At 52.4% G+C, this 6,321-nt stretch carries 6 protein-coding genes; 2 read left to right on the top strand and 4 right to left on the bottom strand.

From position 1 onward, the window contains the following. A partial coding sequence (locus C7B16_RS25275; RefSeq protein WP_223363118.1) for a hypothetical protein occupies window positions 1-113 on the top strand: 113 nt, incomplete at its 5' end. A gap of 85 nt (window positions 114-198) precedes the next feature. On the opposite strand, the gene rpoD is transcribed toward C7B16_RS25275, so the two are convergent. The 3 genes from rpoD to rpsU form a co-directional block, all read right to left on the bottom strand. Continuing rightward, entirely contained in the window at window positions 199-2,040 is a 1,842-nt protein-coding gene (gene rpoD, locus C7B16_RS09880; RefSeq protein WP_000437384.1) for an RNA polymerase sigma factor RpoD, read from the bottom strand. Between the two features lie 194 nt (window positions 2,041-2,234). Beyond that, entirely contained in the window at window positions 2,235-3,980 is a 1,746-nt protein-coding gene (gene dnaG, locus C7B16_RS09870) for a DNA primase (RefSeq protein ID WP_000918813.1), read from the bottom strand. A 110-nt stretch (window positions 3,981-4,090) separates the two neighbouring features. Then, a complete protein-coding gene (gene rpsU, locus C7B16_RS09865) occupies window positions 4,091-4,306 on the bottom strand; it encodes a 30S ribosomal protein S21 (protein WP_001144069.1) in 216 nt (71 codons plus the stop codon). 237 nt (window positions 4,307-4,543) lie between these two features. Here rpsU and tsaD point away from each other — a divergent pair, with 237 nt between their 5' ends. Then, on the top strand, window positions 4,544-5,557 hold the full coding sequence (gene tsaD / locus C7B16_RS09855) for a tRNA (adenosine(37)-N6)-threonylcarbamoyltransferase complex transferase subunit TsaD (protein WP_001264356.1): 1,014 nt from the start codon (window positions 4,544-4,546) through the stop codon (window positions 5,555-5,557). Window positions 5,558-5,601: 44 nt separating this feature from the next. Here the strand turns inward: tsaD and plsY are convergent, their stop codons facing one another. Next, window positions 5,602-6,219 (bottom strand): glycerol-3-phosphate 1-O-acyltransferase PlsY, encoded by a 618-nt coding sequence (plsY, locus tag C7B16_RS09850; protein WP_001272800.1) that lies wholly within the window; start codon window positions 6,217-6,219, stop codon window positions 5,602-5,604. Window positions 6,220-6,321: the final 102 nt, after the last annotated feature.

Below are 6,321 nucleotides of genomic sequence, written 5' to 3'. Positions count from 1 at the left end.
TGGGACAACTTGTGAAATTACCGACAAGAAGGGAAAGGGCCTTCCCGAGAGTGGTAAAGGAGAGGCCCTGGAAATACCCCACAGCCCCGAAAAAGAGCCAGTCAGTTGCTTAACTGACTGGCATTACACCAGAAAGGTGGCGTTAGAGTAGCAAGACGAGTGCCGGATATGACGTGAACGTGTTATCCGGCCTACAGATTAATCGTCCAGGAAGCTACGCAGCACTTCAGAACGGCTCGGGTGACGCAGTTTGCGCAGCGCCTTCGCTTCGATCTGACGGATACGTTCACGGGTAACGTCGAACTGTTTACCCACTTCTTCCAGCGTGTGGTCGGTGTTCATGTCGATACCGAAACGCATACGCAGAACTTTCGCTTCACGCGCGGTCAGGCCAGCCAGCACGTCGTGCGTTGCCGCACGCAGGCTTTCGGTGGTCGCAGAATCCAGCGGTAGTTCGAGGGTGGTATCCTCGATGAAATCCCCCAGATGCGAATCTTCATCATCACCGATCGGCGTTTCCATGGAGATTGGCTCTTTGGCGATCTTCAGCACTTTACGGATCTTATCTTCCGGCATCAACATACGTTCAGCCAGTTCTTCCGGCGTCGGCTCGCGGCCCATCTCTTGCAGCATCTGGCGAGAAATACGGTTGAGCTTGTTGATAGTCTCAATCATATGCACCGGAATACGAATGGTGCGCGCCTGATCCGCGATAGAGCGGGTGATCGCCTGACGGATCCACCAGGTTGCGTAGGTGGAGAACTTATAACCACGACGGTATTCGAACTTATCAACCGCTTTCATCAGACCGATGTTGCCTTCCTGAATCAGATCGAGGAACTGCAAGCCACGGTTGGTATATTTCTTGGCGATAGAAATAACCAGACGTAAGTTCGCTTCAACCATCTCTTTCTTCGCACGGCGGGCTTTCGCTTCACCGATGGACATACGGCGGTTGATGTCTTTAACCTGCTCAATGGTCAGGCCGGTTTCTTCTTCAATTTGCTGCAGTTTCTGCAGGGCGCGATGCACTTCTTCAGAGACATCGTGCAGTTTTTCCGACCACGGTTTGTTCATCGCAATCGCTGCATTGAACCAGGTATCGCTGGTTTCGTTGCCGGTAAACAGGGTGATGAAGTTTTTCTTCGGCATTTTGCACTGCTCAACGCAGAGCTTCATGATCAGACGTTCTTGTGTACGAACGCGATCCATCATGACGCGCATGCTGTTGACCAGGTAGTCAAACTGCTTCGGCACCAGGCGGAACTGTTTGAACACTTCAGACAGTTTCAGGATCTCTTCCTGAGCGGCTGCGTGACTGCGGCCTTTCGCTTTGATGGTGTCGCGCGTTACAACATACTGGGCACGCAGTTCAGCAAATTTTTCGCGAGCCAGTTCCGGGTCGATGCTGTTGTCATCGTCGGCGCTGTCGTCGTCGGCATCTTCTTCGTCTTCATCTTCGTCATCGTCCAGATCTTCCTGAGAAAGCTCTGAACCGACGTGAGTGGCGGTTGGTGCCAGTTCTTCTTCTGCGTTCGGATCGACAAAGCCGGTGATCAGATCGGACAGACGTGCTTCTTCCGCTTCAACGCGATCGTACTGTTCCAGCAGATAGGTAATTGCTTCTGGATATTCAGCAACGGAGCATTGAACCTGGTTGATCCCGTCTTCGATGCGTTTAGCGATGTCAATTTCGCCTTCGCGGGTCAACAGTTCAACGGTGCCCATTTCACGCATGTACATGCGTACCGGGTCAGTCGTGCGCCCGATTTCAGATTCCACGCTGGAAAGCACCTGTGCGGCGGCTTCGGCAGCATCTTCGTCTGCTGTGTTTTCAGCCAGCATCAGATCATCGGCATCCGGCGCTTCTTCCATCACCTGAATGCCCATGTCATTGATCATTTGGATGATGTCTTCGATCTGATCGGAATCGACGATATCTTCCGGCAGATGGTCATTGACCTCGGCATAGGTCAGATAGCCTTGCTCCTTACCACGGGTGACAAGAAGTTTTAGCTGTGACTGCGGGTTTTGCTCCATAAGACGGTATCCACACTTATTTCATGAGGTTGGTGTTGGGCGATTGACCGGATATCATTCAGATATTAATGCTGAAATCCAACGGTTGTTTACCGCCAACGATAATTACGAGGGCGTACTTATATCATTGCCGCTGCCTCTCAGTGCGGCTGTCGGGGGCTTCCCGATCGCTATTCGGCACTTAAGCCGTTAAATCACTTTTTCGCCAGCTCCTGGTTTAATGTCCAGAGTTCCAGGCGTTCTTCATTACTTAGACCATGCGTGCGCTCACGAGCGATTAACTCTTCCTGGCGCAGTTCAAGCAACGAATCAAACATATGGTTGAGTGAGTCGGTGAAGGTTTGCTCAGCAATATTCTTATCTGCTATATCGTCCCACATCGACAGTTTTTCAAGGGTGGCAGCATTATTTGTGCCACGATAGTGCTCTAAAAGCTGCCCGGTGGTCAGACCTGGCTGAGAGAGACAAGTGTTGACCAGTTCTCTGAATAAGCCAAGTCCGGGGAGCTTATTTTGATCCAGATTTTCCAGCGGCGGGACTAACGTCGCTAATTCTGGATTTTGCACCAGCAACCCTATAAGTATACGCATGGTCGTGCGTTTTAGCTGCGGAACAGGACGAGAAACACCGTTCTCCGCTGCTTTCGGCATTAATCGTTCAAGCTGGCTGTCATCAAGTATGCCTAACTTGTTGCCTAATTCCTGACGAAGATAGATGCGCAATGTTTCTCCGGGCACCTGAGAAATCAGCGGCAGCGCCAACGTACTTAAACGCGCACGCCCGTCAGGTGTGCTCAGATCAACTTGCGGCATCAGGCTGTTAAACAGAAACGCAGAGAGCGGCATGGCCTGCTCCATACGCGCTTCAAACGCCTCTTTACCTTCTTTGCGTACCAGCGTGTCAGGGTCTTCGCCATCCGGTAAAAACATAAAGCGTAGCTGACGACCATCTGTCATATAGGGCAGCGCAGTTTCTAACGCTCGCCACGCGGCATCACGACCTGCGCGGTCGCCGTCATAACAGCAAATGACATTGTTGGTCGCGCGGAACAACAACTGAATGTGATCGGCAGTGGTCGATGTACCCAACGATGCAACGGCGTAATTAATACCGTATTGCGCCAGAGCAACCACGTCCATATAGCCTTCGACCACCAACAGACGCTGGGGTTCAGCGTTATCCTGCTGCGCTTCATAAAGACCGTAAAGCTGGCGGCCTTTATGGAAAATATCAGTTTCCGGCGAGTTCAGGTATTTTGGGGTATCGTTGCCCAGCACGCGCCCACCAAAACCAATCACCCGACCGCGTTTATCGCGAATGGGGAACATCACCCGCTCGCGGAAACGATCGTAACTGCGACCCTGATCGTTGGTTACCAACATGCCTGCATCAATCAATGACTGGCGATTTTCTGGATTGTCGCCAAACCGTTTCAGGACGTTGTCCCAGCCGGGGGGCGCAAAACCAATCGCAAAACGGGCGATTACCTCATGGCTTAATCCGCGTTTTTCCAGATACTGGCGCGCAGATGTAGCAACAGGTTGCTGTAAAGATTGTTGGTAAAACGTATTCAGACCGTCCATCAACTGATAAAGAGTTTGCCGTTGATGGCGCTCTATCTGGCTGGGGCCGCTGCCTGCTTCAAATGGCACTTCAAGATTGTGCATTGCCGCCAACTCTTCGACCGTTTCGACGAACTCGAGTTTGTCGTAGTTCATCAGAAAGTCGATCGCGTTGCCGTGCGCGCCACATCCAAAGCAGTGGTAAAACTGTTTCTCACCGTTGACGGTGAAGGACGGGGTTTTTTCGTTGTGGAATGGACAACACGCGTGAAAATTCTTGCCCTGCTTTTTTAGCTTCACACGAGCATCGATCAGATCGACGATGTCAGTGCGCGCCAGCAGATCATTAATGAATACGCGTGGGATTCGTCCAGCCATAGGCCCCGATTTTTAGCAATTCATAAACGAAAATAAGCCGCGCATTCCTTTCGGAAGCACGGCCTTACAACTACAACTCGGTCTGATCGGAGAGCAACGCTCTCGGGGAATTAGTACAGACGAGTACGGCGTGCGTTTTCGCGAGCCAGTTTCTTCGCGTGACGTTTCACTGCAGAAGCTTTAGCGCGCTTACGTTCGGTAGTCGGTTTTTCATAGAATTCACGACGACGAACTTCCGCCAGAACACCTGCTTTTTCGCAGGAACGCTTGAAGCGACGCAGAGCTACGTCGAACGGCTCGTTTTCACGTACTTTAATTACCGGCATGTGCCTCTCACCTTTGATTAATTCGGTTTGCCGCTGGCATCAACGCCAGCTTATTTCAAAATGGTGCGGAATTTTACTGCAATTGCTGCTGCTTTGTAAAGCACCGCGGCCTTTTTTGAAAGGGACTTTTATAAGGGTGAGGAGTATACACGAGGCTTTCTCCAGGGGCGAACAAAGTTTTACATCAACCCGCATTGGTCCTACACTGCGCGGTAATAAAGCGAGGTAAAACAAGTCATGCGTGTACTGGGTATTGAAACTTCTTGCGATGAAACCGGCATCGCCATTTACGACGATGAAAAAGGTTTGTTAGCCAACCAATTGTATAGTCAGGTGAAATTACACGCTGACTACGGCGGCGTAGTGCCTGAACTGGCCTCCCGCGATCACGTGCGTAAAACCGTACCGTTGATCCAGGCGGCGCTGAAAGAGTCCGGACTGACAGCAAAAGATATTGATGCAGTGGCCTATACCGCAGGCCCTGGATTAGTCGGCGCGCTGTTGGTTGGCGCAACGGTCGGGCGTTCGCTGGCGTTTGCCTGGGGCGTTCCGGCGATCCCGGTACACCATATGGAAGGGCATCTGTTAGCGCCGATGCTGGAAGATAACCCACCGGAATTTCCGTTTGTCGCGCTGCTGGTTTCCGGCGGTCATACGCAGTTAATCAGCGTCACTGGTATTGGTCAGTACGAGTTGCTCGGTGAGTCCATTGATGACGCTGCCGGGGAAGCGTTTGATAAGACCGCGAAGCTGCTGGGGCTGGATTATCCAGGCGGGCCGTTACTGTCGAAAATGGCCGCCCAGGGTACTGCCGGGCGCTTTGTCTTCCCGCGTCCGATGACCGACCGTCCGGGGCTGGATTTCAGCTTCTCTGGCCTGAAAACCTTCGCGGCAAATACCATTCGTGACAACGGCACCGACGACCAGACGCGTGCTGATATCGCTCGCGCCTTTGAAGATGCGGTGGTCGATACGTTGATGATTAAGTGTAAGCGAGCGCTGGATCAGACGGGCTTTAAGCGACTGGTCATGGCAGGCGGCGTGAGTGCTAACCGCACGCTGCGGGCGAAACTGGCGGAAATGATGAAAAAGCGTCGTGGCGAGGTATTCTACGCGCGTCCGGAGTTTTGTACCGATAACGGCGCGATGATCGCCTATGCCGGAATGGTGCGGTTTAAAGCAGGCGCGACGGCGGATCTCGGCGTGAGTGTGCGTCCGCGCTGGCCACTGGCAGAGTTACCGGCTGCGTAAGGCTATGATTCAGCCTGTGAAAAGGATAAGCACGGGCTGAAAAATCACTCAGGATCTTTTTCGCGCTTTCTTTTGAATTTCGTCCAGATTTTTGTCTCCTGGTGACGCCACAGACGCTGGATGTTGTCATGATGACGCAGCAGGATCAGGCAAGAGAGCATCGAAACCGGGAAGGTGAATTGTGGCTTAAACCACCAGACATAAAACGGAGCAATCAGCGCGCTGACAATCGCCCCCAGCGACGAATATCCACTCAATAGCACGGTAAGCAGCCAGGTTCCCGCCATCACGCCCGTTAAATCCCAGCCAATCGGGGCTATTGCACCAAAAGCGGTGGCAACGCCTTTCCCCCCTTTAAAACCGAAGAAAACCGGCCAGATATGTCCAAGACAGGCAGCTATGGCAATTAAGCCTAACCAGAAGGGGCTGACACCTAATACATACGCGCCCCAAACGGGCAACATTCCTTTCAGAACGTCGAAAATCAGTACTGCTACGGCTGCTCCCTTGCCACCGATACGTAATACATTGGTTGCGCCAGGATTACCGGAGCCGCTGGTTCGCGGATCGGGCAGACCACACAAGCGGCAAACCAGAATGGCACTGGAAATGGAGCCGCAGAGGTACGCGATGAGGATCATTCCAGGCGCGATTGCACTCATAAGCTGTTCCGTTTTGAAAATTCGTGTTTAACGATGAATCCGTGGATAATACGCACATTTCGCCGGAAGTGGTATCCGGGTTAGCCAAAAAGCGAGCAGGTC

Source organism: Escherichia sp. 20412-1 (assembly GCF_003027595.1).
GTDB classification, from domain to species: Bacteria; Pseudomonadota; Gammaproteobacteria; order Enterobacterales; family Enterobacteriaceae; genus Escherichia; species Escherichia marmotae.
The sequence above is the reverse complement of the archived record's forward strand: the minus strand, read 5'-3'. Positions and strand labels throughout refer to the sequence as shown.